The organism is Bradyrhizobium sp. WSM4874, from assembly GCF_055811835.1.
Genome location: NZ_JBVVPR010000007.1, coordinates 186,610 through 209,592, shown reverse-complemented (window position 1 = coordinate 209,592; position 22,983 = coordinate 186,610). Strand labels below are relative to the sequence as shown.

22 protein-coding genes and 1 pseudogene are annotated in these 22,983 nt (G+C 62.2%); 10 read left to right on the top strand and 13 right to left on the bottom strand.

What is annotated here, in order from left to right; translation table 11 throughout:
- Nucleotides 1-39: 39 nt before the first annotated feature.
- From AC0L3P_RS10240 to AC0L3P_RS10230, 3 genes are all read right to left on the bottom strand, one after another.
- A complete protein-coding gene (locus tag AC0L3P_RS10240) occupies nt 40-288 on the bottom strand; it encodes a hypothetical protein (protein ID WP_275170342.1) in 249 nt (82 codons plus the stop codon).
- A 1,649-nt stretch (nt 289-1,937) separates the two neighbouring features.
- Nucleotides 1,938-2,291 carry a putative quinol monooxygenase gene (locus tag AC0L3P_RS10235; protein WP_473301782.1) on the bottom strand — a complete coding sequence of 118 codons (354 nt, stop codon included), beginning with the start codon at nt 2,289-2,291 and terminating at the stop codon, nt 1,938-1,940.
- Between the two features lie 56 nt (nt 2,292-2,347).
- Entirely contained in the window at nt 2,348-3,157 is an 810-nt protein-coding gene (locus AC0L3P_RS10230) for a glutathione S-transferase family protein (protein ID WP_473301781.1), read from the bottom strand.
- A gap of 9 nt (nt 3,158-3,166) precedes the next feature.
- Between AC0L3P_RS10230 and AC0L3P_RS10225 the strand changes: the two genes are divergently transcribed.
- Entirely contained in the window at nt 3,167-3,967 is an 801-nt protein-coding gene (locus tag AC0L3P_RS10225; RefSeq protein ID WP_354254005.1) for a helix-turn-helix domain-containing protein, read from the top strand.
- A 100-nt stretch (nt 3,968-4,067) separates the two neighbouring features.
- On the opposite strand, the pseudogene AC0L3P_RS10220 reads toward AC0L3P_RS10225, so the two are convergent.
- A pseudogene (locus AC0L3P_RS10220) lies at nt 4,068-4,954 on the bottom strand (VOC family protein).
- 166 nt (nt 4,955-5,120) lie between these two features.
- On the opposite strand from AC0L3P_RS10220, the gene AC0L3P_RS10215 reads away from it, so the two are divergent.
- On the top strand, nt 5,121-6,308 hold the full coding sequence (locus AC0L3P_RS10215) for a CaiB/BaiF CoA transferase family protein (protein WP_473301780.1): 1,188 nt from the start codon (nt 5,121-5,123) through the stop codon (nt 6,306-6,308).
- Between the two features lie 60 nt (nt 6,309-6,368).
- Here the strand turns inward: AC0L3P_RS10215 and AC0L3P_RS10210 are convergent, their stop codons facing one another.
- Nucleotides 6,369-7,091 carry a DUF72 domain-containing protein gene (locus AC0L3P_RS10210; protein WP_473301779.1) on the bottom strand — a complete coding sequence of 241 codons (723 nt, stop codon included), beginning with the start codon at nt 7,089-7,091 and terminating at the stop codon, nt 6,369-6,371.
- Nucleotides 7,092-7,185: 94 nt separating this feature from the next.
- Here AC0L3P_RS10210 and AC0L3P_RS10205 point away from each other — a divergent pair, with 94 nt between their 5' ends.
- Together AC0L3P_RS10205 and AC0L3P_RS10200 are read left to right on the top strand one after the other, a co-directional pair.
- Nucleotides 7,186-7,401 (top strand): hypothetical protein, encoded by a 216-nt coding sequence (locus tag AC0L3P_RS10205; protein WP_007607539.1) that lies wholly within the window; start codon nt 7,186-7,188, stop codon nt 7,399-7,401.
- Nucleotides 7,402-7,722: 321 nt separating this feature from the next.
- Entirely contained in the window at nt 7,723-8,307 is a 585-nt protein-coding gene (locus AC0L3P_RS10200; RefSeq protein ID WP_473301802.1) for a DUF1349 domain-containing protein, read from the top strand.
- A gap of 184 nt (nt 8,308-8,491) precedes the next feature.
- Here the strand turns inward: AC0L3P_RS10200 and AC0L3P_RS10195 are convergent, their stop codons facing one another.
- From AC0L3P_RS10195 to AC0L3P_RS10185, 3 genes are all read right to left on the bottom strand, one after another.
- The gene (locus AC0L3P_RS10195; protein ID WP_473301778.1) at nt 8,492-9,640 is read right to left on the bottom strand and encodes an amidohydrolase; all 1,149 of its coding nucleotides are present in this window, start codon (nt 9,638-9,640) and stop codon (nt 8,492-8,494) included.
- Nucleotides 9,641-9,744: 104 nt separating this feature from the next.
- Complete coding sequence (locus AC0L3P_RS10190; protein ID WP_473301777.1) at nt 9,745-10,833, bottom strand: mandelate racemase/muconate lactonizing enzyme family protein; 1,089 nt, start codon at nt 10,831-10,833, stop codon at nt 9,745-9,747.
- Between the two features lie 129 nt (nt 10,834-10,962).
- Nucleotides 10,963-11,937 carry a Bug family tripartite tricarboxylate transporter substrate binding protein gene (locus tag AC0L3P_RS10185; RefSeq protein WP_473301776.1) on the bottom strand — a complete coding sequence of 325 codons (975 nt, stop codon included), beginning with the start codon at nt 11,935-11,937 and terminating at the stop codon, nt 10,963-10,965.
- 441 nt (nt 11,938-12,378) lie between these two features.
- On the opposite strand from AC0L3P_RS10185, the gene AC0L3P_RS10180 reads away from it, so the two are divergent.
- Nucleotides 12,379-12,981 carry a hypothetical protein gene (locus AC0L3P_RS10180; RefSeq protein ID WP_473301775.1) on the top strand — a complete coding sequence of 201 codons (603 nt, stop codon included), beginning with the start codon at nt 12,379-12,381 and terminating at the stop codon, nt 12,979-12,981.
- Complete coding sequence (locus tag AC0L3P_RS10175) at nt 12,978-13,268, top strand: HGGxSTG domain-containing protein (RefSeq protein ID WP_354211191.1); 291 nt, start codon at nt 12,978-12,980, stop codon at nt 13,266-13,268. The genes AC0L3P_RS10180 and AC0L3P_RS10175 overlap by 4 nt, the downstream gene beginning before the upstream one ends.
- Nucleotides 13,269-13,320: 52 nt before the next feature.
- Here the strand turns inward: AC0L3P_RS10175 and AC0L3P_RS10170 are convergent, their stop codons facing one another.
- Nucleotides 13,321-13,497 carry a hypothetical protein gene (locus AC0L3P_RS10170; RefSeq protein WP_275170352.1) on the bottom strand — a complete coding sequence of 59 codons (177 nt, stop codon included), beginning with the start codon at nt 13,495-13,497 and terminating at the stop codon, nt 13,321-13,323.
- Nucleotides 13,494-13,757 carry a hypothetical protein gene (locus tag AC0L3P_RS10165; protein WP_354211190.1) on the bottom strand — a complete coding sequence of 88 codons (264 nt, stop codon included), beginning with the start codon at nt 13,755-13,757 and terminating at the stop codon, nt 13,494-13,496. Before AC0L3P_RS10165 ends, AC0L3P_RS10170 begins: the two co-directional genes overlap by 4 nt.
- Before the next feature lie 230 nt (nt 13,758-13,987).
- Here AC0L3P_RS10165 and AC0L3P_RS10160 point away from each other — a divergent pair, with 230 nt between their 5' ends.
- The 3 genes from AC0L3P_RS10160 to AC0L3P_RS10150 all read left to right on the top strand — a co-directional run bounded on the left by AC0L3P_RS10160 (nt 13,988) and on the right by AC0L3P_RS10150 (nt 18,097).
- Entirely contained in the window at nt 13,988-15,499 is a 1,512-nt protein-coding gene (locus tag AC0L3P_RS10160; protein ID WP_473301774.1) for a CYTH and CHAD domain-containing protein, read from the top strand.
- 69 nt (nt 15,500-15,568) lie between these two features.
- On the top strand, nt 15,569-17,188 hold the full coding sequence (locus AC0L3P_RS10155; protein ID WP_275170355.1) for an inorganic phosphate transporter: 1,620 nt from the start codon (nt 15,569-15,571) through the stop codon (nt 17,186-17,188).
- 558 nt (nt 17,189-17,746) lie between these two features.
- Nucleotides 17,747-18,097 (top strand): hypothetical protein, encoded by a 351-nt coding sequence (locus AC0L3P_RS10150; RefSeq protein ID WP_275170356.1) that lies wholly within the window; start codon nt 17,747-17,749, stop codon nt 18,095-18,097.
- Nucleotides 18,098-18,351: 254 nt separating this feature from the next.
- On the opposite strand, the gene AC0L3P_RS10145 is transcribed toward AC0L3P_RS10150, so the two are convergent.
- On the bottom strand, nt 18,352-19,467 hold the full coding sequence (locus AC0L3P_RS10145) for a lysozyme family protein (RefSeq protein WP_473301773.1): 1,116 nt from the start codon (nt 19,465-19,467) through the stop codon (nt 18,352-18,354).
- Nucleotides 19,468-19,742: 275 nt separating this feature from the next.
- Between AC0L3P_RS10145 and AC0L3P_RS10140 the strand changes: the two genes are divergently transcribed.
- Nucleotides 19,743-21,020 carry a L,D-transpeptidase gene (locus AC0L3P_RS10140; protein ID WP_473301772.1) on the top strand — a complete coding sequence of 426 codons (1,278 nt, stop codon included), beginning with the start codon at nt 19,743-19,745 and terminating at the stop codon, nt 21,018-21,020.
- Between the two features lie 138 nt (nt 21,021-21,158).
- On the opposite strand, the gene cax is transcribed toward AC0L3P_RS10140, so the two are convergent.
- Nucleotides 21,159-22,259: a calcium/proton exchanger gene (gene cax / locus AC0L3P_RS10135; protein ID WP_275170359.1), complete on the bottom strand. Its 1,101-nt coding sequence runs from the start codon at nt 22,257-22,259 to the stop codon at nt 21,159-21,161.
- 230 nt (nt 22,260-22,489) lie between these two features.
- The gene (locus tag AC0L3P_RS10130) at nt 22,490-22,858 is read right to left on the bottom strand and encodes a hypothetical protein (protein WP_473301771.1); all 369 of its coding nucleotides are present in this window, start codon (nt 22,856-22,858) and stop codon (nt 22,490-22,492) included.
- Between the last annotated feature and the right edge of the window lie 125 nt (nt 22,859-22,983).

The following is a 22,983-nucleotide window of genomic DNA, read 5'->3' as shown; positions in this document are numbered from 1 at the left end:
ATGAAATGGTCAGGGCGGATTGCGCGGAGGCGGAGCATGTCAATCCTGATGCAGGTCTATGTCTGGAAACATCGTCTCCGCCGAAGCTCGCAGCATATCGAGTAGCATTCGCGCCTCTTCAAGCTGATGCTCTAGTTTGTGTTTATTGTCGCTCGGAGGGCAGTCCTGGATCAGCGCACGGGTGTGCTGCAGGCAGAGATCGAGCAGAAGGATCGCGCGGCGAGCATGGTGAGCGGTCTCGACCGCGTGTTTGGAAGCGGATTTCGGAAATGGGACAACGTTACGCACTAGAAAACACTCACTCAATTTCAAAGAGGGGTAATCTACTGAGACCCGTTTAACGCGAGTTCAATTTTTCAATCGCTTTCGTGCAGTGTTCTGAGACCGACCTTAGCAGGTCATTAATAATAAATTAGGCGCCCCAACCTAGGGGTGACGCCTTGACCCTTCGCCTACGCTAGGGCCCCCTCCATGGGCCCGTGAAGGCCAGTCCGGAGGAAGAGTGTCGTAGGGAGGTGAGTAGGCGGTTTTTTGCCGACGCCCCCCGTTACTACCCAAGAAATGTAACGCGCAAGTCTGCAAATGTAACGCCCAATCTGAAATCGTCGAATCCTACGATCGGGGACATTACGAGTCTCGGATTGTGCGTTACACGATTTCGGCTTCGACGTTACCGGAGCCGGCTTTGCCCGTTACCATCCTAGATTCAAATCCTTGAAAGGCGAGGTGCGGACTGCGATTTGCGAAGGTGTGGCGAGTTAACGGGGGTTTGAATCCCTCCCTCTTCGCCAGTTTTCCAATTCTATCCGCCACTTTCTTCGCGCAGAAAACCTTGAAAAATCGCGTTCCCGGCCGGCGTGAGTGTGCAAGTGCCGAAGCGTGTAGGCGGGAAAGCCGCGGACGCCCCCCGTTACTACCCCAGAAAAGAAACGTGCAGTTTGAAGAAAGTAACGCCCTGTTCTGCAAAAGGTAACGCCCCGTTCCAACGAACTGCGCGTTACAAAAGTCGCATCTGTGCGTGACAAGACTCCGAACTGGGCGTTACCGGCGCGCGACGCGGGGATAGTCATGCAGGGACGATCAAGCTTTCGAACCGAAGGCCATTCTTTCGGATGAGCACGGCGCTCAATACCTCTGTCGAGAGGCCAAACAAATTCAGCTCTCGCTGGGCCGACGTTTGCCGTCAAACCGTGAGGCAAGCAAGGTAGCGGGTGCACTCACCGGCTGTGCCGTGCAGCCGACGGCTGGCATCTGGCCTTCCCTGCGCCCTCTGGGGTTCTAGAGCGGGACTTCTAACGCCGGGAATTTGATCCTTTGCGGTATTGGTGCGTCGAGCAATGCGTTGTTTAGGTCGTGGGCTCCGCTGGCCGGTGGTGACGCGTTGAAGGCTGCTTGCCACGCCGAGAGCACGGCATACGGCCGGGCCCGCGAAACTGCTCCGCCTGCTTGGTATGGCGACCGCGGACACTTGCGAAGTCATCGTTCAGCCCGAAAGAGGCCGACGAGGGAGGTCACGACCAAATAGATCCTGCGCTTTGAGCGCGACTTCTGTTGGTTCCGCGGCCCCAACTTGGCGGAGCGCGTTTCAGAAGGAGCGTTGATCGCGGTCGATCCGAATGGAGTGCAGACACCCGTATCCTTGATGATGCTGCACTTGGGTGCTACACACCTTGGTGTCGCCCGGATTTTCTTCAGACTTTTCAGGCACGTAGTTGTGGAGGCCACGGGGCTGCCGTCTAGCTGGGGACCCTCCCGCCCCAGCCACTTGATAACGCTCGTCTATCCTGCCCTTCTTTGGTGTTCGATCAGGTCCCGCCGCCTGCAGCTTGCAGTTGGTCGGCAACAGCCGGTGAAGGTCCTCCCCATCGACGATACCGGCGTTGCAGATGAAAATGTCGAGCCTCCTTTGCTCCGATGGGGTGGATGTATGTTCCCCCTCAACGATCGAAGACTTCTCGTATTTCAATGCGTGGAGGAGCCTCAAGCATATCCAGAAGAATTGTAAGATCACCCCTTTGTGTCCGCCACGCGATGTAACCCTGCTGCTGCGCGAGGCTTTCCCATTCCTGGATCAGGGTGAAACGGGCGGCGTTTTCCGGATCCTGGGTCGACCAGCTGAACCGTTGCCCCGCGGCCTTCCGTGTCACTGGTATGACCGCCAGCAGGTGCTGTTTTAAGGCCTCCGCATTGCGAGCAGTCATGTCGATAGTCACAATGACGGGCCGTGCGTCTTTCGGAGCAGCAATGGCGGGGGATTGTTCCTGCTTTGATGGCATCATGGTATCGGTCATGGCGAACTCCATAGTTGATTTCAGGACAGCCTTCCGACACGAGGCTGTCGGCGGGCTCAATGGTTCTTCGGCGGTCTGCGCAGCAGCGGCCGGATGCTTGGCATGGCCGCGCGACCCATTGTCGGCCAATCCTTGAAGGCGCCGGCCGCGAGAAAGGCGAAGCTGGCCTCCCACGAGGGACGAAGCTTCATGCGCTCGTACCAGGCCGCAAGATGAGGCCGGTCACAGTTCGTGATCAACGTCGTCAACCCCATCTGGTCGAGCCGGGCGATGTAAGGCAGCGCCGTCAAATCGAGCAGGGTCACGTCATCGTTGATCAGGTAGGAGGTGCGGCCCAGCATTTCCTCGAACGTGTCGAGCATCTGCTCTTGAGTGCGTACGGCATCGGCGAACTCCAGGGCCTTTAGGCCCTGGCTCACGGCCGCTCGGCGCAATTTCCGGTCTCGCTCGTTGGGCATCGCTGCCAGCAACGCCTCTAGCCGGTCGGAAGGCAAGTGGAGAAGAGCCGGCCGCGCGAGTATCGCATAGTGCATCATACCATTGGCCGGATGGTTGACTTCATTGAGCCGGCAGATGTGAGCGCGCATCCGCTGCCGCAGGACCGGGTCGGAAGGGCTCAACGGCGGAGATGGAAACACCTCATCTAGATACTCGAGAATGGCGGCCGTTTCGAACATCCGGTCGCCCCTGTGCACCAGCGTCGGCATGACGCCGGCTGGGTTGACGGCACGGTAACCCGGCGCGTGCTGCTCGCCTCCCAGCGATATTTCCACGCTTTGAAAGTCCAGCTTCTTTTCCGCCAAAGTCAGGCGGACCTTCTGCGACGATGCGGAAGCGAGATTGTGATAGAGCGTCAAATCGATCATGGAGGTATGATGCCCGACATGGAGAACAGTCGCTTTCAAAAACCTGCTGCGTCCGGGCTGCTCTTTTCCTGGGGAGCACGTGCCTTCTACGTCGGCCCGAGTTTTCGGCTGAGCCCTCATCGGAACGCCGTAGCCGTGCTGGCAATTGGCGTCGATCGACCATTTGGCGTTGCCAGAAATCCGAAGATGCAAAACTCCGCTTATCGCAGTTGCCGGACTGCGTTGATCCCGCCAAATATGTTGCATCATTTCCAAATTGGGCGAGGCCGCGTTGCTTTCCTTTATGTGGATGGGCGCAGCCGCGACCTGGAGCACCTGCAGTCGCTTGCAGCCGAAGAAACACCAAGAGCCTCATTCGACCTGAGCATCGAAAATGAGCTGATCGAATTGTCCACTCGGCTATCGGATGGGGTGATCGATTGGAAGAAGGCGCGCGGCGAGCTCGTTGAGCACCTCAACGCCCCCGCGCCGGGCGGGATTGATTGTCGGATCGCAGAGTTGATTAAACAACTTCACGCCGAGCCTGCCGCCCGGACGCCCTTGGCGTCAATCGCAAAGAAACTCGAAATGTCCGAGTCACGTCTCATGCACGTCTTCAAGCGCGACGTCGGGATCCCATTTCGCCGATATCGCATGTGGGTTTCGATGGGGGCTGCCATACGAATGATGCAAGCTGGCGCAAGGCTTACGGATGCCGCGCTCGGAACAGGTTTTTCTTCCTCGGCTCACTTCAGTGCCAGCTTCCGCGAAATGTTTGGGATTGAGCCTTCGCGACTGAGCCAAGCCATCGCTTCAGCGCCCCCGCCTTGATGCACCAGTCCTCTAGTCAGGGGATGCACTTCGGGGCCAGGCGTTGTAGATGGCGACGGCCTTTAACCTATTGTTCCGGCTAGGGGCGATTTCCGGTCCCCTATCCCTCATACTGATCCGGTCCCATCGCCCAAAGCGATTGATCGTGGCCGGATGCGTAGTTGCGATTGTTCAGGGCCGGATTGCGATTGACCATCGGCCGCATGAAATCGGGTGGGTGGCGCTGCGCACCTCGTGCTCGACCGTGAACAGCGGCTTGCCGCTGTCGAGATCGACGATGTCGCAGAAGCGGTATTGGTACTGATTGTCCTCGCGCGAGATCAAATCGCGCGCCAGCAGCTTGCGATAAGGGCCGGAGAAATCGGTGATGTACATCTGCACGTGGTGGCCGTCATAGTCGCCTTGCGGTCGATCGGTCTCGCGGAATAACAAATGCTGGTCGCGCCCCGTCTTCACGGCGGCGACCGTGCCGTCGCCGTTCCACAGCTCCGATGGCATGCCCATGATCTCGGGGTAGAAGGCGCAGATGCGCGCGGCGGATCCTACCGGCACGTCGAACTCGACGTAGGGAATGCCGAGCGCGACGCGGCCGAAGCGCGCGGCGTCGGGCTCGTAGCATCGCAAACGGTTGCCCCACGGACAAATCGCCTCGACATGGTCGTTATGCTCGGCGAAGGCGAACGCGGTGCCCTCGAGCTTCTTGGCGACCGACGCCAATCGCGTCAGCAGCGCCTCGCGGCCCGCGATGACCAGTCCGATATGCCCGCGCAGCACCTGCGGCCGGCCGCTCGGCAAATGAAACTGGCTCCGTCCGGCGTTGATCCACATGTTGGTGTCGGACACCATCAGAAAGGGATCGCGGGTGAGCCCAAGGCCTGCGACATAGAACAGCGTGGCAAGCCGCTGGTCCGGGACCTGGATGTTGACGTGCTCGAAATGGATCGCGTTGCCGAGATCTTCTTTGGATCGATCGAATTGTTGCGGCATGGACGGGGCTCTGATGGGGCAGGGACAGGTCCATACTAGAGCACAATTTCCGCCAGTCGAAATGATTCGCGTACCACATCTCAGGGGCGGAGTATGGCGCCCGTTGCCGCCTTGCCGCAAACGCCAATCCCTGTAAGCTGACAAAAAGCACAAAGGAAAGAGATCGATGGGAGGGGTTCTGGACGGCGTCCGGGTTCTCGATTTCGGGCGCTATATCGCGGGGCCCTATTGCGCGACCTTGCTGGCCGAATTCGGCGCCGAGGTCATTCGCGTGGAGAAGCGCGACGGCAGCGAGGATCGCTTCGTGGCGCCGGTGGGTGAAAATGGCGAAGGGGCGTTGTTCCTTCAGGTCAACCGTAACAAGAAGTGCCTCACGCTCGATCCGATGAAGCCGGAAGGGCAGGAGGTGATGCGCCGCCTGATTGCGACCGCGGACGTGGTCGTCGCCAATTTGCCGCCGCCGACCTTGCGCGCGATGAAGCTCGACTACGAATCGCTCAAGGCGATCAAGCCGGACATCATCCTGACGACGGCGACCGCGTTCGGCGGGCCGGGGCCATGGTCCGACCGCGTCGGCTTCGACGGCGTCGGCCAGGTGATGTCGGGCTCGGTGTACATGACGGGCGCCGGCGATCCGCCCTACCGGGCCGCGGTCAACTGGGTCGACTTCGGGACCGCGCTGCATTGCGCGTTCGGCACGCTCGCCGCGCTGATCGAGCGCGGCAAATCCGGGCGCGGGCAGATCGTGGAGGGTGCATTGCTCGCAACCGCCTTGTCCTTCACCAATGCCACGCTGATCGAGCAGGCCGTCATCAACGTCAATCGGGTGCCGACAGGCAATCTCGGCCAGACTGCGGCGCCAGCCGACATCTATCGCACCAGGGACGGCTGGGTGCTGTGTCAGGTCACGGGGCATCCGCTGTTCAAGCGCTGGGCGAAACTGATGGGCGAGGAGGAGGTCTGGCTGAAGGATCCGCGCTTTGCCGACGACATCAGCCGCGGCAACAACGGCCCTATCATCAGCGAGCGGATGGCGCGCTGGTGCGCCGAGCGCACCACGCAGGAAGCCGTCGATACCCTGGGCAAGGCCATGATTCCGACCGGCCCCGTGCTGAGCCCGCAGCAGGCGCTCGTTCATCCGCACATACGCGCCGCCGGCTTCATGCAGGACGTCGACTATCCCGGTCTGCCGAAGCCCGCACCGGTGGCGCGCGCCGCCGTCCGCCTGTCGGAAACGCCCGGCGAGATCGCGACGCGCCCGCCCACGCTCGGCGAGCATACCGATCTCATCCTGAGCGAGCTCGGCTACGACAACGCCGCGATCGCGGCGCTCCGGCAAGGCGGCATCGTCTAGCGATGAACAACGGCGCCTGCACGGCGGCATGACGGCGCGTCGCTGGCCCCTGTCCAGGCGCTACAGCAATTGCTTCAAAGCCTGGGCATCGGCCGGCGCCGCGCTCTTCTGGTCGTTGTCGAAATAGACGTAGACGTCGCAGCCCTGCCGCTTCCAGGACTTGATGCGCCGCGCCCATTGCGCCAGCGTGGGTTTGGTATAGTGCCCGTGATAGCGACCGCTTGGCCCGTGTCCGCGCACATAGACGAAATCCGCCGTGCGCTTCCATGGCGCGGGCGCGTCGTGATGATCGGACAGGCACAGCGAGATGTTCTCGTCGGCGAGCATCCGCAAGATGCGCGGCTGATACCAGCTCGGATGACGGAATTCGAAACTGTAACGCCGCTTCCGCGACAACAGCTTGAAGAAGCCGGCGAGGCGGTCCGCGTTGGCCTCGAATTGCGGCGGCAGCTGGAACAGGATCGGGCCGGCCTTGCCGCCGAGCCGTGAGATACGATCCTCGAGCAGCTCGAGGCTGTTCACCGAACGGTCCGACAGGCGCTTCCAATGCGTGATGAATTTCGAGGCCTTCCAGGCAAAGACGAAATCGCGGCCGGTCTGCTCCCGCCAGGACTTGACGGCCTCGGGCGTGGGGGTGCGGTAGAACACTCCGTTCAGCTCGGTGGTGTCGAACTGCCCGGCGTAGTAGCTCAGCTGCTGCTTCAGCGTCACGCCCTCGGGAAAGAACGGGCCTCGCCAGGAGGCGTAGTGCCAGCCGGAAGTTCCGATCAGAACGCGCGCCATATTTGAGGTGTCCATCCGCTGCGATTTGCCGGATGGGAACGTCCGTGCGGCCGATACGTTGCTCGTGAGCTTGATCAACGCAGGACCGGAACCGATGTACGCGCTGTTCGAAGGCAACAAGCAGATCGGCGACCCCTTTCCCTCCGAGAAGGAGGTGTGGGAAGCCGCCTTGATCGAGGGGCTGGTGACCGACGTGCCGGTCGCGGACGAGGAGGGCGGCCGACTGCTGCCCGCCGGCTATCACGTCGCCCAGGTCGAGGAGACATTCGAGCCGAAGCCGGGCTGGAAGCTGCCGCGCGAGATCTCCTGAGCAGGCGCGTGTTCGCAGGGCGGTGGGCTTACTACGCGCAGCCAGGCTTGGCCGGATGAATGCGCAAGACCCGGCGAGTTCGTTATCGCTTGAAGCACGGCAAGACGGTCGGGCCTCAAGATGATCCGCCGCGGCGGCTGATCGCCGACTTTCGAAATTGGTCCGTCGACGAAGTAAGTGGCGCACCTCGTTGAGGCCCGTTCAGCGAGGCATGACGGATTTGGATTTGCTCAGGTTCAGTTCTTCGATGCCGCTATCGCGATGTCGGGCCGAAACCCGAAAGCTCGTCGAGACCATCACATGGTTTGCATCGAGGTTAAAATGATACTTGGCAGATCTGACGGCATTTGGCTGAATGAGCCGAAACAATGGACCGAGAAGGGCAACAGCCTTGAAGTGGTCACTGACAATGCCACCGACTTCTGGCGCGAGACTCACTACGGCTTTATCCGCGACAACGGACATTTTCTCGGGTTTAAGGCCGGGGATGCCTTCACGGCCGAGTTGCGGGTGCGCGGTAATTTCCAAGCGCTCTACGATCAAGCCGGCATCATGGTGCGCGTAGACGCTAATCGCTGGCTTAAGGCCGGAATCGAATTTGCCGACGGACGGGCCATGCTTTCGAGCGTATTGACGGATGGACGGTCGGACTGGGCAACGGCACCCTATGAGCACGACGCACGTGACTTCCGATTGCGGGTAACCGTTGCTCATGGCGTTCTTCGTGTGCAAGCTTCGAACGATGGCAAGGTTTGGCCTCTCATGAGGCTTGCGCCGTTTGCCAAGAACCCTTCCTATCTTGTCGGACCGGTGGCTTGCACGCCGGAGCGGGCCGGGCTGGAAGTGGCTTTTTCGGAGTTTCGGATGACGGCGCCGCTCGGCAAGGACCTTCACGATCTAGAATGAGGCTGCTGGAGCGGCCGGAGGCAGCGCTGAAGTCTGAAGTCGCCCATCGCCGTCGGTTGGCGCATTGCAGCGGCAGGTGTGGAGTCGGGTTAGGGCAGAAGTCATTGCCCGGTGCAGATCGCCGCCTTTGACCCGTCGGAAGCATGGCGGGCATCAAGTGCAGTGTCATTCATGGATACACACTCTAGTTCGAGGCCAGCGCCGCCTTGGCGACTTCCGCCATCCAGCTCGCCGCCACCGGCAGGATCGCGTCGTTGAAATCATAGCGCGGGCCGTGCAGTTCGGCGCCATCGCGCAATTCGCCATTGCCGATCCAGACGAAGGCGCCGGGGCGGCGCGAGAGAAAGTGGGCGAAATCCTCACCGGCCATGCTGGGCGCGAGGTCGCGCCGCAACTCGGCCCGCACCTTGTCCGCGGCGAGGCGCGCGAGATCTGCCTCGGCCGGCGTGTTGATCACGACGCCGACGCCAATGACGATCTCGGGCGTGACCTTGACGCCGAAGCTCGTGGCAATCCCGGCGCAGATCTGTTCGATCCGCACCAAGACGGTGTCCTTCACCGCGTCACGATGGTAACGCAGCGTGCCGCCGATCGAGACGCGCCCGGCGATTTGGTTGCGTGCCGTGCCGCCTTCGAGCGTGCAGAGCGAGAGCACGGCGGTGTCGAGCGGATCGACGTTGCGTGAGACGATCGATTGCAGCGCCACGATCAAATGGCCGGCCGCCATCACTGGATCGCGCGTCAGATGCGGCATGCCGGCGTGCCCGGCGTGGCCGTCGATGGTGATGCTGACGCGCCCGCCGGAGGCCATGACGACGCCGTCATGGACCGCGATGGTGCCGGCGGCAAGGCCCGGCCAGTTGTGAAATCCGAACACCCGTTGCATCGGAAAGCGCTCGAACAGCCCGGCCGCGACCATCGCGCGCGAGCCACCAAAACCTTCCTCGGCCGGCTGGAAGATGAAATCGACCGTCCCGCTCCAGCTGGTGTCGGCGGCGAGCAGCGCGGCGGCGCCGAGCAGCGAGGCGGTATGCCCGTCATGGCCGCAGGCATGCATCACACCGGGATTTTGCGAAGCGTAGGGCAGGGACGTGTCTTCGGTGATCGGCAGCGCATCCATATCGGCGCGCAGGCCGACGCGGCCCTGTGCAGCCCCTCGCGTGAGGGTCGCGACGATGCCGTGACCGCCGATGCCTGACACGAAGGGAATGCCGAGTTCGTTGAGCTTGTCCTGCACGAAAGCGGCGGTGGCTTTCTCCTGGAGGGACAGTTCGGGATGCGCGTGCAAATGCCGGCGCCACGCGGTCAGTTTCTGGTGCAGCTCGGGGGTCAAGGCGGGAATCTCTCGGATTGTGTGTCGGCGTCGACACCATAGCCGAATAACCGCAGCTTGCATCAAGCGTCAGCGAATGCCTCGCGTGCAGCAACGCGTTGCGTCTACGGCGACAGCTTCGCCAGCCCGTCCCAATCGAAGCTGATGCCATGGCCGATACGGTCCGGCGCGAGCGCAAGCCCGTCCTGCAGCACCAGCGGATGCTCGATATATTTGTCGAGCCCGAAACCGTGCGCCTCCAGGTAGGAGCGGTTCGGGCAGGCCGCGAGCAGGTGCACGGTGATGTCGTGCGCGCCATGGCTGGTGACGGGCAGGTTGAACGCTTCCGCCAGCCGCGCGATCTTCATGAACGTACTGACGCCGCCGCAATTGGTGACGTCAGGCTCGGGATAGGACACCGCGCCCGCGACGATGTAGTTCTTGAACTCCCACAGCGAACGCAAATTCTCGCCCGCCGCGATCGGCACGCCGCCGGCCTGCATGATGCGGGTGTGGCCCGCGATATCGTCGGGAATGATCGGCTCCTCGAGCCAGGTGAGGTCGTACGGTTGGAATGCGCGAGCGGCGCGGATCGCTTCCTCGACCGTCCATTTCATGTTGGCATCCACCATCAGCGGAAAGCCGTCGCCGAGATGCTGCCGCATCGCCGCGACCCGCGCGACATCGGATTTGAGATCGGGGCGGCCGGCCTTCATCTTGATGGCGCGAAAACCCTTGGCGAGATTGCCGTCGGTCTGCTTCAGCAGCGCCTCGACCGAGAGATCGAGGTCGATGCCGCCGGCATAGCAGGGCACGCGCGGATCGAAGCCGCCGAGCAATCGATATAGCGGCAATTTCGCGCGGCGCGCCTTCAAATCCCACAGCGCGATATCGAGCGCCGAGAGCGCCAGCACTGCCGGCCCGCCGCGGCCGCCATAATGCAGGCCCCACCAGACGTGATGCCAGATCGCTTCGGTATCTTCAGCCTCGCGTCCTTCGACCAGCGGCGGGATCTCGCGCTTGAGGATGTCGGCGACGGCGCCGCCGTTGCGGCCCACCGTGTAGGTATAGCCGACGCCCTCGGCGCCATCGACATCGCGCACCCGGCAAGTGATCAGCTCGAATGCCGCCATGTCGCCATGCATCGAGTCCGACAGCGTGACGGGAAGGGGGATCCGGTAGAATCCGGTCTCGATGGTCGAAATGCGCGGCATGCAGCCTCCCTCTATTTTCTTCTTGTAGGATGAGTAGAGCGCAGCAAAACCCATCATCGTCATCTTCGCAAGTAGCGATGGGTTTCGCTGCGCTCGGGCCGACTAGGGCATGTCCGGCAAGTTGCGCTCCTACTCCGCCTTGATGTTCGCGGCCGCCACGACTTCGGCGAGTTCCCCGGTCTCCTTCGCGATCTTGGCGGCATACTCGGCCGGACTGAGCACACTCACGACGCCCTGCGTCTCCAGCCGCTCCCGTAACGCCGGATCGTTGGCGGCGGCGACGATCTCCCGGTGCAGCATATCGAGCGTCGGCGCGGGCGTTGCCTTGGGCATGAAGAAGCCGACCCAGAACGAGATATCGAAACCGGGATAGCCGGCTTCCGCAACGGTCGGCACATCCGGCAGTGCCGGCAGCCGCTCGGCCGAGGATACCGCGAGCGCGCGCAGCTTGCCGGCCTTCACCAGCGGCACGGCAGACAAGGGGTCGAACACCGCCAGGACCTCCTGCGCGAGGATGCCGACCTCGGAGGCAGCACCGCCGCGATAGGGCACGTGGATCATCTTGACGCCGGCCTTCTGGCTCAGCAGCTCCATGGCGAGATGGGCGAGGTTGCCGTTGCCGCCCGAGCCGTAGGCAAGCGCGCCGGGCGCAGCCTTCGCCGCGGCGACGAGATCGGCGACGGTGTTGATGTTCGCCGTCTTGGGATTCTCCGGGTTGACCACCAGCACGAGCGGCGCCGACACGACCGTGGTGAGTGGCGCGAAGTCTTTTTCCGGGTCGTAGCGGATATCCTTGAACAGCGTCTTGTTGAGTGTGATCGTGGAGGAGTTGCAGGCCAGCATCGTGTAGCCGTCGCCTTCCGCACGCGCCACGCCTTCGGCGGCGATCGTGCCGTTGGCGCCGGCGCGGTTCTCGACCACGAAGGCTTGCCCGAGCTTGTTGCTCAGCCGATCGGCGACGATGCGCGCGACGACGTCGACCGGGCCGCCCGCGCTGAAGCCGACCATGATCTTGACCGGCCGCACCGGATATTTTTGCGCGAGGGCCCCGGTCGTCGCGCACAATCCGGCGATGATCGCCAGCAGGCGAAGTGTTCTTTGCATTGGTTCTCTCCCTAGACGCATCGCAGCCGCTTTTGCATGACGCGGCGCATTCGAGAATCATGATGAGCGGCCGCGCCGGATTTCGCAATCGCGTTTGCAGTCCGGCATTCCGTCGCGCGGCAGGTCGGAGCCGCTTCGAAACAAAAAACGCGAAAACAACCCCATGCACAGTAGCCGACACCTGCGAGAACAAGGACTTGCGCGGACAGGGATTTGCACGAACGAGGATTGCGCGCTTCGCAATCTTCGTTTGACTCGTCGGGCAAAACACCGGCAGAATGCCATCATCGCAAAAATCGCCAGCGTCCACGCCGCCCGACCACGGGCGCCGCGCGGCGATTGCGCGTAAACCCTTCATCGACATCTCGAAAATCCCACAGGCGCGCAGCGAGCGATCGATGTCGCGCGCAATGAGCCCGCACGGGCTAGAGGACACAGCACATGACGACATCTGCGAAACGCCACAGCATGCCCCCGGTTGCGGCAAACGATCGCAGCGGCTCCGCCGCGAGCCCGCGGGTCAAGCTCTACAAGCGGGGGATTGCGATCCTCCATGCCGACCCGCAAGCCGGCGAACGGCTGCTGGCCGAGGCGCTCGGCGCCGCTGATTGCGACGCGCTCCATGGTCTCCTCAGGCAATTGGTGAAGGCCAGCATGACCGGACGGAAACCCGATGAAGCCAATCTCGCCTTCCTGATCTCGCTGGTGAAGAGCATCGCGCCGAAGGACTCGATCGAGGCCATGCTCGCGGTGCAGATGGTGTCCGTTCACGCCGCAGCGATGCGCTCTGCCTGCCGCCTCGCTCTCACCGATGACATTCCGCAGCAGGAGAGCCTCACACGCGCACTGGCCCGGCTGGCCCGCACCTTCGCAAGCCAGATCGAGGCACTCAGCCGCCACCGCAACAACGGCGAGCGCGCGATCACGGTCCGGAATTTGTCGGTGCAGGATGGCGGCAGGGCGATCGTGGGTAACGTCACGCAACACGCGAGCCTGATCGTCGCGGAGCCGAACGTTGACGGAGAGGACGGCGCCATCGCATGAGCAGCGATCACGTTCGCAATACCAGCCCGATGCAAGCGAGCCGCCGCTGCGGCGCAAGGGCTCGTAGTGGTACCCCCTGTTGCGCGCCGGCGATGCGCGGCAAGAGTCGATGTCGCATGCATGGCGGCGCCGCAAGGACGGGCGCGCCGCCCGGCAACCGCAATGCGCGGAAGCATGGGATGTTCACGGGGGAAGCGGTCGCGGAGCGGAACAACGTCCGGACGCTGCTGGATCAGGCAGGCGAACTGCTTCACGAACTAAGCCGCCCCAGTCCGTCGGTGGAATGACAGCGGACGGCTGTTGCGCGTAGCGTCGATCACGACCATGGATATCCGGAGGTCACGGCGACCATCGATCGTGCTCCTCGCGATAGGCATGCTCGTTGAGACGCTCGGCGATCTCCTCCGCCACCGGCTCGCTTTCGGCGTCCGCAAGCGGTTCGCCCTTGTTGGTCTTGACGGTCGTTTTGCTGGTCTCAACCGGGAAGTCATCTGGATGGATCGCGGGCTTTTTCATGGCTCGTCTTTCGGTGGGGGTTCGTCAACCAATTCAAACATCGGCTCGAGATCATCTCTCGCCTGCCTCAAGACGCTGGCCGCGCGCTGCGCATCGGCACCGCCGCTGTCGACGAGATTCGCGTGCCAAGTCATTCCGGCGCCGGTGATCTCAACCGGCGTGATCGCGATCTCCTTCACGAACTCGCAGCCAGGATGCGCATGGACAATGGCAAGCACCCTGGCCGTGAGCTCTCGAACGGTGATCGCGGTTCCGGACATCGACGTATTTGCTCTCCGATCAATCGCTGCGGCAAGCCTGGCTCTCGGCGGTATCCGCCCCGGCCCATCCTTCAATCGTGGTGCTGCTACTCAATCGAGCACGCTGGCGCCTGTTCCGTGAAGTTTCCATGACTTGCGGCGCCCTTAATCGCCGGCCGCGTTGAAATCCTCGCAGCATGGGAACTTCCCGCGGGGGCGCCACTTTGAATGGGCAACTGAAAGATCCAGCCATGAATGCAGAAACGGAACTGAAATTCCGGATTTCACCGCAAAAACTGACGTCGGTGTTGCGGGGCGGCGCGGCGGGCCAGCGCCGCGACAAATCCGAGCAGACGCTGGTGTCGACCTACTACGATACGAACGGGTACAAGCTCAGGCGCCACGGCCTGACGCTGCGCGTTCGCAAGATCGAGGACCGCTACGTGCAAACCGTCAAAGCAGGCGGCGCGGGCGGCGTAAGGCGCGGAGAATGGGAGCACGAGGTCTCCGGCGCAAATCCCGATCTTGCCAAGACCAGCCATACACCGCTCCGGCGCCTTGCGACGGGGAAACTTCCCCGCAAGCTGAAGCCGGTATTCCAGACCGACATCCGTCGGATGGCGCAGGCCCGCCGCGTACGAAAGAGCCAGATCGAACTCGCCGTCGACCGGGGCCGCATCAGCGCCGGGCGGCGGTCACGGCCCGTTGCCGAACTGGAGCTGGAACTCAAATCCGGACATGTCGCGGACCTGTTCCGCCTCGCGCGCGATCTCGAACGCCGAACGGGGGCCGAGCTTGATCTGCGCTCCAAGGCCGAGCGCGGTTACCAGCTCGTCGCGGACAGCGGCGGCGGCGCGCAACATGCCGAGGCGATCGAGCTCATTCCCGAGCAATCGCCCCACGAGGCATTCCGCGTGATCGCGCATTCGACGCTGCGTCACATCACGGCGAACGCCGATCCGGTGCGTGACCTCGATGCCGAGGGCGTTCATCAGATGCGCGTTGGGCTGCGGCGCCTGCGCGCGGCGATTTCGCTGTTCGGCGACATCCTGCCGCGAGCGAGCACGGCGCGGATCAAGGCCGAGCTGAAATGGCTCACCGACGAACTGGCGCCTGCGCGTGAAATCGACGTGTTTCTGAAGGAGAGCATACAGCCGATCACCAGGCATGGCGTCCCGGCACGCGGGGCACGGGCGATCCGCGAGAGGTTCTCAAGGCAAAGGATGGCGGCTTTCAAGCGCGCCCGCGACGCGGTCGCGGCGGCGCGTTACCGCCGCCTGCTGATCGATACGATCGAGTGGATCGAAGCCGGACGGCCTCGCGTCGATGACGACCGCTCGATCGCCGCCTACGCCGCGGAGGTGCTGGATCGGCGCATCAGGAAGGCGCGAAAGCAAGGCAAGCGACTGAATGATCTCGATCCGGTGCAACGCCACAAGCTGCGGATCAAGATCAAAAAGGTTCGCTATGCAACCGACTTCTTCAGCAGCCTTTACGGCGATCGCGGCCGGAGGGAGCTTGCAGCTCTTTCCGGTCGGCTGAAGCAGATTCAATCGGCCCTGGGATCGCTGAACGACTTCATGACACACCGCAAACTGGCGACCGAGGCTGCGCTGACGGCGCCGCCTGCGCACCGCCGCGCCCAGGCTTTCACATCGGGGGTCATCGTCGGCCAGGAACGCGAGGCCGCCGATGGGCTGATGAAGGACGCGGCAAAGGAGCTGCACCGGTTGCGCCGGCTGCGCGCCGTGCCCAGCGGCTGAGCTGAGGCTCCCATGGATTTCCTGATCCGCCGGGATCATCGCTGACAGACTGACCGCCGAGCTATCCCCATGTCCGATCTCGCACTCAACGATGCACGTCCGGTCGCGCAAGCCGCCGCCAAACCCGACCTCCACAAGAAACCCCATGTCAGCATGGTGGCGGTCTTCCTGCTCTTCCTCGTCAGCGGCATCGGCTATGCTGCCTACGGCATCTTCACCGATACGCAAAGCGTCGGCGAGCCGCTCGCGATCAGTGCGCTGCTGCTCCTCGGCGTTGCCCTCATGATCGCACTCGGCTTCGAATTCGTGAACGGCTTCCATGACACCGCCAACGCGGTCGCAACCGTCATCTACACCCACAGTCTGCCGCCGCTGACCGCGGTGATTTGGTCGGGCGTGTTCAACTTCCTCGGCGTGCTGGTTTCCACCGGCGCGGTGGCCTACAGCGTGATCACGCTGTTGCCGGTCGACCTGATCCTCCAGGTCGGCAGCACCGCCGGCTACGCCATGATCTTCGCCCTGCTGATCGCGGCAATCATCTGGAATCTCGCGACCTGGTCGATGGGCATCCCGAACAGCTCGTCGCACTGCCTGATCGGATCGATCATGGGCGTCGGGCTTACCAACGAGCTTCTCGCCCCCACCGGGCAAGCCACGTCGGGGGTCGACTGGACCCAGGCCATGAGCGTGGGCAAGGCGCTGCTGTTCAGTCCGGTCGTTGGCTTCGCGTTGTCGGCCTTGCTGCTGCTGTTACTGAAGGCCGTCGTTCCCGTGCCGAAGCTGTACCAGGAGCCCAAGGGCAAGACGCCGTGGTGGATCCGCGGCATCCTGATCCTGACCTGCACCGGCGTGTCCTTTGCGCATGGCGGCAATGACGGGCAGAAGGGCATGGGCCTCATCATGCTGATCCTGATCGGCGTGGCGCCGACCGCGTACGCTTTGAACCGGACCATGCCGGATTCGAGCACGCCGGCGTTCGTCGACATCACCAGCAAGGCGAAGTCGGTGTTCGCGGCGCGTGCACAAGGCGCTCAGCAGGTCAGTCCGAACGATGCACGCGGCCTGATTGGGACCGCGCTCAAGACCCGGGACCTGAACCGGCCGGACGTGTTCGCAGCGCTCGCAAGCCTGTCCGACGAGGTCGCCAATGGCGTGAAGAGCTACGGATCGATCAGCCGGGTTCCGGCGGCGGCGACGCCCAACATGCGCAACGACATGTACCTGGCGGCCGACGCCATCCGTCTGCTGCCCGACGCGGGCGCCAAGCTCGAGCCGGGCGACGCCGCTGTCCTGAAAAGCTATCGCACCAGCCTGGAAGACGGCACGCGCTTCATTCCCACCTGGGTCAAGGTCTCGGTCGCGATCGCGCTTGGCCTCGGCACCATGGTCGGCTGGCGCAGGATCGTCGTGACGGTCGGCGAGCGTATCGGAAAGCAGCACCTGACCTACGCGCAAGGTGCTTCGGCCGAGCTGGTAGCGGCCGGCACCATCCTCGGCGCTGAGTTTTACGGCATGCCGGTGTCGACCACGCATATCTTGTCCAGCGGCGTCGCCGGCACCATGGCGGCTAACGGCTCGGGGCTGCAGACGGGGACGATCAGGAACATCGTATTGGCATGGGTTCTGACATTGCCCGCGGCCATGCTGATCGCCGGCCTGCTGTACATGATTTTCCACGCTGTGATCTGACCCGTTCGCCATCTGCAACGATGGTCTGTCGGCGCGCCATTTGCGCACGGGCCGTCCGATCGTGTAACGCCACCGAAAAACTGATCGGGACGGGAGGTTGATGGGGACCGCCGCCACCAACGACGCGGGCGGTGCCCGCGCGCTGATCCTTGCGTTGCTCGCACTGGAAGCGAGATCAAAATAGCTGTCTTCTCACCCGCAGTGCACGGCAAATCCCGCTCATGCACGGCGGAGCACGGAAGTCTGTGAGGGCTTTGGTCGGCTACGCCGTCATGAGCTGACAAGCTCTGCACCAGCCTGGAGATCGGCTAAGGGCAGGCTAGGGCAAAGAAGCAGCTGCACTGACCTTTAGTTGAAGTGTTGTCCTGTTTGAACCTTCGCTCGAATTGCCGGACTCACGTCAGTGGGCGATGGCAATGATCTCTCCCATCACAGCATCGAGCGATTGTAGCGATCGTCACTCGTCAGCGGCAGTTGCAACAGACCTAGTTTCCGGGTTGCCAGCCTAAGCCGCACAAAGCCAGCGGATCGGCCGGCGAATCTCGCGGAGGCAAACAGATGTTTCCAGCGAAACTTGCGGTATCGTTGCTGGGTTCAGCGTTGCTACTGACGCCGGTACTTGCACGCGATGATGGCCGATACGACCACTCTCCGCTGAAGTCGTGGTTTGAAAGCTTGCAGAGCGAATTTGGAAAGTGCTGTACCGATGCCGATGGATACATAGTGTCCGATGCCGATTGGGAGTCCAGTCGGGGCCGTTACCGCGTCCTCATTGACGGCGAATGGGTGCTCGTACCCGACGGTGCGGTTGTCACAGAACCAAACCGCTTCGGCCGTACAATGGTCTGGAGGCATTACATAGACGGCCATCCGCGCGTCCGATGCTTCATGCCTGGCATCATGATTTGACTTCACTTTCAAGGTGCTCCGCTTCGGTCATTCGCGTCGATCTGCCCGCGTATTCTCGATGTCCGCTATGGCCCTAGCTGCCGGCGTGCCGGACACTTCGCCTTCGGGCCACAAGCAGACATCGGCACCTGATCGATTGCCTCGCTAGCAGCAGGAACGACCCGAGCGCGTCGTTGACGATATAAAGCGCATCCGCGCGACCAGCGACGGTGAAGCCCCGCTCGCCCGCGGGTGCGGCAACTCCTGCTAACCACTCAACGGGAATTCACTGGTGCCTGCGCCCGCTCGGCTTCGGCGGTCGCGGTGCCCATGTATTTCGATTGGAAATGAGCAACCCGCTCGCGCCACATTCCGACGAACGCCTCCGACGTCAGCTTCTCCACGGATTTCCACGCCTCTTTGACGGCCGGAAGCGTATTGCCCCAGATCGCGCGCCTGCACCATTTTTCGCCCTTCTCCCTGCCTTCGCTTGTGGCGCACATCGATTTCCAGGCGATGCGATTGGGTTGGCTGAGGTGCTCCGCGGCGCCTTCCCAGCCCTGCTGATGGATCAGGTAAAGATCGTTCAAGTCCGGCTTCCTGTGCGTCACCCACTGGAACAGAATGCCTTCCGTGATGACCTTGTAGGCCGCCGCAACGGCATTATCGCGGGGATTAAGAATGTCTCCGGAGCCGAATTTTCTGAACTCGTATTTGCTCAGCTGGAACAGCCCGATATACGACCCGGTGCGTTGCTTGGGGTCGAACCCGGACTCGACCTTGGCCACCGCCTTCATGAAAGCGAAATCCAGACCGAAAGCGTCGGACGCGCGCTTGATCTCTTCCACCGGCGTTCCGACCGGGATGTCCTTGAACGAACGCAAGACGATCGCAGCCGGCTTCTCGGCAGGCGGCAGTTCGGACCAGACATAACAAATGAGATACCGGAAATCCTGCGGCCCCGTGCTGGAGGCACCGCCGGATGCACCGCACGTGGTCGGCGCCGGCTGGGCGACATCGTGGTGGCCCAAGTCCACCGAATCCTGCGCAGGCGGTAAATCGGCCGACAGAGTTTGCGACGGATCGGGCAACGCGGCCACGACGATCGATTCCGATTTATCCGAGGCCACCGTCGTGTCGGTGGCCGTCCCTGCCGCGGGCTCTGCGGCCGTCGCCACTTCGGCGCTAGCAACAGCGGCGTTCGCGGGTCCGGTGTTGCCCATTGCGATTGCCGGCGGTTCATCCGCGAGCCTCGCGCTGGCGGCGAGAGATGCTGCGCGCTGCTGGATTGTCACTGCGCGGGCGTTTTCGGTGCCGGCCGGACCGAAGCCAGCCAGCCAGCCAACGATCCACCCCGCGAGAACGACCGTTCCGCAAAACGTCGGCGCCACTATCGCAAATCGCCGCGGGTTCATGATGCCGTCGCCCCCATAGGCTCCACCGGAGCCGTGTAGAAAAGCCAAGCATGCGAAGAGGCTCATTCTTGGGATCAATGTGGGTCGCGCAATGGCGCGAACGGCCGCTCGTCAATTTTTCTAAAACGTGTTGCCCGATTGCAACGCGTCGTTCACAAGCCATTGCGCCCGTCTCAGCGGCAACTCCGACGGTAATTGTGAGTACGGTCCAATTTTCGACCCACTGCGACCAGATTTGGAGGAGAGGCTTGGTGCGCCGTCAGGATGACGCATCAGGCTTCGGCTTCGCGCATCGTCTCGAAACGATGGAATGGCGCCTACGGGACCGGGCGATGTTCGTTAAAGAATTACCAGCAATGCAGCGCGCGATAACAACCGCTGTATTCGCCATTTTCATGTTCCCTGCGGGGATCGCACACGCTCAATTTCTGCTTGGACCCCAACACACGTTCTGGCGAAGCCATTACGCTCCGTACAAGGACAAGCACCACCACCGGCAGACAAACTCTGAAACGGCGAAGAGCGTTCGGCCCGAGCCCCTTCCGAAGGGCCCGCTCCAGATCATCATCTCGATCGCAGACCAACGTGTCTCGCTTTTTGACAACGGGGCCCTGATTGCACGCTCTTCGGTGTCCACGGGAATGGAGGGGCATCCGACGCCTCTCGGCGTGTTCAGCGTCATCAGCAAAGAACGATGGCACCGTTCAAATATTTATAGCGCCGCCCCCATGCCCTACATGCAACGCATCACCTGGTCAGGGATAGCGTTGCACGCCGGTGTCGTGCCCGGGCATCCAGCGTCACACGGCTGCATCCGTTTGAAGAATGATTTTGCCGTTCGACTCTGGCATCTCACGAAGCGCGGCACGCGCGTGATCATTGCGCATGGTGATGTCCAGCCGGTCGAGATAGCCAATCCGCAGCTTTTTCAACCGAAAGCCGCGTCCGGTTCGTCCGAATTCCGGAGTGCCACCGCCGCAACCAAGAGCATCGGTGCAGCCGCGGCAAAGCAGGGATCACTGGTGTCAAACGCCGAGACCCCAGAAGCCGCCAGTCTCCAGGAGCCGGGCTCGGCTCCCGCTGCAAGCGTGCCTAAAAAGATCGTCCCGATCTCCATTTTCGTCAGTCGTAAGTTGAGCAAGCTGTTCGTGCGTCAGGGCTTCACGCCGTTGTTTGATGTCCCGGTCAAGATCGAAAATCCGGAGGAGCCGCTGGGAACGCACGTGTTTACCGCAATGGAATTCCAGAACGAGGGAACGGCTATTCGCTGGAGCGTCGTGTCGATTCCGGAGGAATTGCCCCGCATGTCCGAAGCTGCCACGAAACGGCGAGAAGCGCCCGCGAAGCAAACCGCGCCGGAACCGTTACCCGATAACGCCAACGCTGCGCTCAACCGTATCGAAATGCCCCGGGATACGGTTGAGAAGATCTCTGAACTCCTGACGCCGGCCTCTTCGTTGATTGTTTCCGACGACGGAATTAGCCAGGAGACGGGAAAAGACACGGATTTCATCGTGGTAACGCATTGACGCGCCGGCGCAACCCACCAACACACGATGCCGCTGCGCGACCCGCTGGAATTGTCCAATCGCAATTCTGGGCCAACAACCGACTCACTCACAAACGGCACGGCGCCGACGGATGGTGAGGAAAAGGAGGCGTTGGCGTTACCCAATCCCCTGGCTCGCTGGCGGGACCACGTACAGCGTCAGCGCAAAGACCGCGTAGATGAAGATAAGCAGGGCGCCGACGAACCAGGCCGAGCGCCCGCTGCTCGTAATGAAGCTCGCGGTCACGGTCGCAATCATAACCATGGTGACGGCGCCCGGCCAGAACTGCAGGCTCATTGGCGACGGCCCGACGACATAGCTGAGCAGCACCAGTGCGGGTGCGACGAACAGCGCGATCTGGGAAGCGCTGCCGAGCGCGATGCTGACGCTCATGTCGAGGCGGTCCTTGCGCGCCGCAGAAAATGCCACGGCAAACTCGGCGGCGGCGCCGACCATTGAGACGATGATAAAGCCGACAAAGGCTGGGCTCATTCCAAACGTTTCCGCCGCCTTCTGTACGGACTCGACAAAAATCTCACTCACTAGTGCAACCAACAAAGTGACGACGAGCAGCGTGCCGACCGCAAGGCCAATCGGCCAATGTTCCTCACCCTCGCTATGGTCGGCACTTGCGAACAATTCCTTGTGGGTCTTCAGTGAGAACAGCAGGCCGAGCGCGTAAGCGATGATGAGCAGTATGGCGAGACCGACGCTGAGCTTCCGCATGACAGCGTCGCCTTGTACGAGATCGAGGTCGGCGACCGCTGACGGGGCGAGCAGGGCGACGGTGGCCATCAGCAAGAGACCGGAGTAGAGCCGCGCGCCGGCACGATTATATTCCTGGACGTGATAGCGCAGGCCGCCGAGCAATAGACAGGCACCTAGCATAAACAGGGCGTTGGTGACAATCGCGCCGGCAATCGACGCTTTCACGAGCATATACTGGCCGGCCTGAAGCGCGGTGATCGCAATGATCAGCTCCGTTAAGTTTCCCAGCGTCGCATTGAGCAGCCCGCCGACTGCATCGCCGGTCTTGGCGGCGACCGCTTCGGTCGCGTGGCTGAGCAGGGCGGCTAGCGGCACGATGGCGAGTACCGAAAGCACGAAGAGCAGCGTATGGGAATGCGGTGCAACCGCTTCCGCCACCAGCACGGCCGGAACGAAGATCAGCATCCAGAGCAGCGGGCTGTGCAGGATTTGCTTGAGCAGGGGTTTCATAGCGGGCGCCCTATCCATACTGAGTGCGACGGCGGAAATTCGGCCTCGTCGCGGGATCGGCATTGATCTGGCTCAACACGGGCCCGAAGGCCGGGAAAGGCGCGCTGGCCGTTGTCCGCCAGCCCCGCAGAAAAAATGTCGTCGTTGGGTCATTCGCGTCGGTTGGCCGGATCATGGCGACTTCCGGTCTACCCCGGTGAACGGACATTCTCAGAATAGGCGGGAATGTCTCAAACGGGCCAATAGCCGCCCTGAAGAAAAATGAGGTCACCCAACTGAGAGATGGCCTTACTCCGCTTTCTCGGGGGCAGATACCACGGGCGAGCCGGAGGCCTCTTTTTTGCGCGGCTGATCCATAGTCCGAGCAACATCGCGACCAAAATCGGTGGGGAGTACATCAGCAATTCTTCTTCATGAAACCTGGCCGACTGATTTGGAGCGATTATCTCGGAGGCCGCAAACCCCAGAAGGGCTGATCCAGCAACCAACAATGCTCCGCACACCCCTGTGGGACACGGAATTTTCCCAACCAGCCAGCCAACAATGGCGCCCGGAATGAAGGTGACCATGAGTATTGTGCCCCACACAAAAAGGATCATGGCGTTCTCCTTCTAGAGGATATTAAGGCGTGAACGTCTACGGCTTGGTGCCGATCACTCAAACACCTGCAAGTTAATCCCGCGTTTCGTGGAGGGCCAAGGTCCGCTTGGGGTCACAAGCTAAA